Genomic DNA, 4029 nt, shown 5'->3' on the forward strand with positions numbered 1-4029 from the left:
ATCATTTGGAGCGGGTCCCTTACTTTTTTGAGCGCTTTTCTCATCATTTGGAGCGGGGTCTTCTCTTTTCTGAGCGCTCTCCCCATCATTTGGAGCGGGTCCCTTACTTTATCGAGCGCTTTTCCCATCATTTGGAGCGGAGGCTTCTCTTTTTTGAGCGCTTCCCTTATTGTTTGGAGCGGATCCTTCACTTTTTTGAACACTTATCTCATCACTTAAAGGAGATCCATCACTTTTCCTGGACTCTTCCTCCTCATCGCGGAAAAGGGTCCGACGTTTTGTTGAGCAGTTCAAAAAAACCTTGCATAAAAAAGCTGTCCCAACCGTGTTATCGTTTCTGACAAGGTGTTGGGACAACTGGTTTTATTTTACGATTAAGGCTGGACATTGTACACGTTTCATGACTTTATGGCTAACACTGCCAAGGACCATTTCCTGTAAGCTATTTAATCCTCTGCTACCGATGACCACAAGATCTACTTGTTGTTCATTGGCATAGCGTACAATTTCGGGACCAGAGTCTCCTTTTAAAAATGTTGTTTGATAAGAAATGTTTGCTTCTTGTAATGCCTGTTCAACTGGGGCGATTTTGCGCTGACGGGCTAGCTCCACGTTGTCGATAGTGCCAGCGATTAGCAGTTCATTCTTTATTTTATCTACATTCACCACATACACAATATCGATTGTGGAGGTTTCGGACAGCTTGGCTAATTTTATAGCTTCCTGTGCTGCTCGAAACGCATTATCAGAGCCATCTACTGTTAATAAAATACGCTGATACACGCTTACCTCCTAATGGTTGGTTGTGATGCCATTTAATTGATAATATAACGCTTGGCTTGCAGGATTTAAGCCTACTAGGTTTACATCAATTTGTTGTGCTTCTAGACGGGCTTTGACTTTCATGAGTGCTCCAACGGCCGATTCATCCCATAGATGACTACTTGATAAATCAATAGTAATACTGGAAGCTTTAATATGTTCAAATGCCTGCATAAAGCTTTTCGTTGAGGCAAAAAATAAGGGCCCTTCGATGATAAAGGTCGTACCTGCTTGCTGGATGGAAACCTTCGATACCTTCGCTACAAAGAAGAGGGCGCTTAAAATAACACCGATGACAACACCAATAGCTAAGTTATCGGTATATACAACAATGAGCACCGTAGCAATCATGACAAATGCATCTGCCCGAGGAGCTGTCACAATATAACGGAATGAATCCCAGTCAAATGTACCAATACTTACCATAATCATGATACCAACCAAAACCGGCATTGGAATATCTACCACTAAATCGCCAAGGACAATGATGAGGAACATTAAAAAGACCCCTGCCACTAGTGTTGATAGACGTCCTCGCCCTCCAGATTTAACATTAATGACTGATTGACCGATCATCGCACAGCCGGCCATGCCACCAAAAAAGCCATTGACAATATTGGCAATACCTTGCCCACGTGCTTCTCGGTTTTTATCACTTTTCGTACTTGTCATATCATCGACAATTTGCGAGGTTAACAGGGATTCTAGTAATCCAACGATAGAGAGAGCTAATGAATAAGGCAAAATAATTATTAGCGTTTCCATTGTAAATGGCACGTTTGGAATGAAGAATGACGGTAATGCACGCTCAATGGAACCTAAGTCTCCAATCGTTTTTAATTCCACACCTGTTGAGAAGGCCACAATTGTTAAGACAACAATAGCAATTAATGGTGCTGGGATTGCTTTGAAAAATCTAGGTACAATATACACGATCAACAATGTTATGCCAATAAATACATATGTCCAAAGCCCTTCTTTTAAAAAGTGAGGGACTTGTGCCATAAAAATTAAGATAGCCAGCGCATTGACAAAGCCAATCATAACGGCATTAGGTATAAAACGCATTAGCTTAGCAATACCTAGTACCCCAAATAACAATTGGAAAATACCTGTTAAAATCGTTGCTGCTAATAAATATTGAAGACCATGATCTTTTACAAGGCTCGTCATCACCAATGCCATCGCACCTGTAGCAGCGGAAATCATGGCCGGTCTTCCCCCTACAAAGGCGATGATGGTCGCGATACAAAATGAAGCATACAAACCTACCATCGGGTCAACGCCAGCAATAATAGAAAATGCGATGGCTTCGGGAATAAGTGCAAGGGCAACAACTATACCTGATAATAGATCAGCACGGACATTGCCAAACCATTGTTCTTTTAACGTTTGCATAAATAAACTCCCTTAGTTATAGTAGAATAAATCGTACCAAAAGATACCTATTTGGGACGAACAAGAAGTAGCATAACATACTCATTCCCGAAAAGGAATGATTTTGGGAGGATTAATGATGATTTACGGCTATAAGCGGCCAATAATTGGTGATGAATCAGGAGAACAACAGCTAGTAGATAGACAAGTAGATCAATTATTTGTAGAAGCACATCCCTTTGCGAAAAAAAGGCATGTCCTAGAGGATTTATTAATGACAATCCAACCAGGCGATGAAATTGTTGTTGAAAACCTAGTGGTGCTAGCAGACTCCTTTCATCAATTATTAGATGTCCTTCACGTCCTAGCAAAAGATCGTGTCAAGATTACGTTCCTAGATGAGCAGATTTCCAATACATCATTGCTCCAGCTAGATTTATTAGAGTCCGTCACCCTCTTTACTAATCTACAAACTCAGCTGAAGAGCCATGCCACAACATTTGGTCTGGTTGAAGCAAAAAAAGCGGGAAAAACGATTGGACGACCCAAAAAATCAGATGATAATTTACGAAAAGCATTTGCGATGTATCAAAGTAAAAATTATTCACTTATGGACATTAAAAATGAAACAGGTATAAGTAAATCTACCTTATACCGTTATATAGATGAAGTGAATAAAGGTCATCATGATAACTAAAAAACAGCAAGTGAGCGTTCGCTGCTCAAACTTGCTGTTTTTTTATATTGGTAATATCGTAGAAGATTTAATTTCACGTAAGGATAAGTTCGTTTGAATTCTAGAAATCCCGAGCTTATTTAATTTTCGAATAAATAAATCCAATTCCTTGCGATCTCGTATAACAACCTTCAACAGATAATCATAGGCACCTGTTAAACAATGACATTCTAATATTTCGGTCATTGTTTTCAAGCTGTTCTCCAATTCCTCTAGTTCCTTTGCTTGATGAATATTTGTACTCATAAAAACATAGCAAAGTAAATCAAAACCTAATTTCTCCTGATTTAAAATCGCGACTTGCTGATCGATATATCCTTCATTTTCTAAACGTTTGACCCTCGTATGTGTTGCTGGCGGGGATAGATTGACTCGTCTAGCCAATTCTGCATTACTGAGTTGAACCTCTCTCTGCAAAATATCTAATAATTGAAGGTCCACGCTATCTAGCGCCTTATTTTTAATCTCCTCCACAATTTTCCCCCTTTCGATAATTTCTTACAACTGACATATAACGCTTAAATACAGAAGATTTTTTTGTAAAAACTACAATAACTTTTAATTATTTTGAATTTACTCAATTCAACAAAATATTATACAGCTAAATATCCAATAATGCTATGATTCTTAGTATACATATTATTGAAAGGAGTGTTACATGCCTTGATTAAGTTTTATATGGGCTTAATGCTCATCACGAGTCTACTTTGGGGAGGAAATTTTGTCGTGGCTAAAACGCTTGTCGCACACGCTTCTCCTATGACATTAACCACAGCAAGATGGTTAATAGCAGTCGTCGTCCTTGTACCATTCGTCTGGTGGAAAGAAAAGAAATTAGTGCCTGCAAAACAAGCTCTTGTGCCCTTATTCTTAATGGGCATAACAGGTGTGGCCTTATTTAATATTTTTCAATTTTTAGCGTTAGAACGGACAACATCCACTAATGCAGGTCTAATTTCAACGATGAATACAATTTCAATTGCCCTCTTTTCGTTTGTTTTGCTAAAAGAAAAAATAAATAGCATGCAGCTTGTGGCAATGACAATCTCTTTATTCGGTGTGGTTCTTGTTCTTTCGAAAGGAGAATGGCAGCT

Annotated in this window: 6 protein-coding genes; 2 read left to right on the top strand and 4 right to left on the bottom strand. The window is 38.9% G+C overall.

Annotated features, from left to right (window positions below; all coding sequences use genetic code 11):
- The 3 genes from RT445_RS23165 to RT445_RS23175 form a co-directional block, all read right to left on the bottom strand.
- Positions 1 to 203, bottom strand: a 203-nt coding sequence (locus RT445_RS23165; protein ID WP_313471692.1) for a hypothetical protein, incomplete at its 3' end; no start/stop codon positions are given.
- Between the two features lie 160 nt (positions 204 to 363).
- The gene (locus tag RT445_RS23170; RefSeq protein WP_274797116.1) at positions 364 to 783 is read right to left on the bottom strand and encodes a universal stress protein; all 420 of its coding nucleotides are present in this window, start codon (positions 781 to 783) and stop codon (positions 364 to 366) included.
- Between the two features lie 9 nt (positions 784 to 792).
- Positions 793 to 2220 carry a SulP family inorganic anion transporter gene (locus tag RT445_RS23175; protein WP_312506874.1) on the bottom strand — a complete coding sequence of 476 codons (1428 nt, stop codon included), beginning with the start codon at positions 2218 to 2220 and terminating at the stop codon, positions 793 to 795.
- A gap of 118 nt (positions 2221 to 2338) precedes the next feature.
- On the opposite strand from RT445_RS23175, the gene RT445_RS23180 reads away from it, so the two are divergent.
- Positions 2339 to 2896, top strand: coding sequence for a recombinase family protein (locus RT445_RS23180; protein WP_312506873.1), 558 nt, complete (start codon positions 2339 to 2341; stop codon positions 2894 to 2896).
- 42 nt (positions 2897 to 2938) lie between these two features.
- Here the strand turns inward: RT445_RS23180 and RT445_RS23185 are convergent, their stop codons facing one another.
- Positions 2939 to 3409, bottom strand: coding sequence for an Lrp/AsnC family transcriptional regulator (locus RT445_RS23185; protein WP_312506872.1), 471 nt, complete (start codon positions 3407 to 3409; stop codon positions 2939 to 2941).
- Between the two features lie 204 nt (positions 3410 to 3613).
- On the opposite strand from RT445_RS23185, the gene RT445_RS23190 reads away from it, so the two are divergent.
- On the top strand, positions 3614 to 4029 hold a 416-nt coding region (locus RT445_RS23190), incomplete at its 3' end, for a DMT family transporter (RefSeq protein ID WP_313471695.1).

This window comes from Lysinibacillus sp. (assembly GCF_032093475.1).
In the GTDB taxonomy this organism is placed as follows: Bacteria; Bacillota; Bacilli; order Bacillales_A; family Planococcaceae; genus Lysinibacillus; species Lysinibacillus irui.